The organism is Vibrio sp. 1401 (assembly GCF_033340295.1).
The window spans coordinates 1-626 of the sequence record NZ_JAWOWF010000504.1; the positions used below are offsets into that span (position 1 = coordinate 1).

The following is a 626-nucleotide window of genomic DNA, read 5'->3' on the forward strand; positions in this document are numbered from 1 at the left end:
GAATTTAAGGCTAAATTTCTTTTACCTCGTTATTGGGGTACGTTAATTCTCATCGGCGTGATGTACTCATTGAGCCTTCTTCCTTTTAATGTTCAATTAGCGCTAGGACGCGGTATTGGCCGTTTAGCCATGCGAATAATGAAAAAGCGTCAAGTGACGATACGGCGCAATCTTGAGCTTTGTTTTCCTCACATGGGCGAATCTCAACGCGAGGCGATTTTAAAAGATAATATCGACAACTCCGGTATTGCACTCTTCGAAACAGCGATGGCATGGTTTTGGTCAGATAAAAGAGTCAGTAAGCACGTTACGATTAAAGGAATGGAGCATTTAGAAGCGTTAGAAAAGTCCGGTAAAGGTGCCTTAATGTTGGCCGTCCATTCAATGAACTTGGAATTAGGTGCTCGCGCATTTGGCATTCAAAAATCTGGGACGGGTGTCTATCGACCAAACAACAATCCGTGTTTCGACTATTTCCAATACAAAGGTCGTTCTCGTTCTAACCGTACGTTGATCGATCGTAAAAATGTCAAAGCCATGCTTGAAGCACTCAACTCTGGCGAGCGTGTTTGGTATGCGCCGGATCATGATTACGGAAACAGACGTTCGACGTTTGCTCCGTTGTT

The 626-nt window shown here is 43.9% G+C and carries 1 protein-coding gene; it reads left to right on the forward strand.

Annotated features, from left to right (window positions below; translation table 11 throughout):
* Window positions 1-626 (forward strand): LpxL/LpxP family Kdo(2)-lipid IV(A) lauroyl/palmitoleoyl acyltransferase (gene lpxL, locus R7Z77_RS26490; RefSeq protein ID WP_318137190.1); only part of this gene is annotated, 626 nt, incomplete at both ends.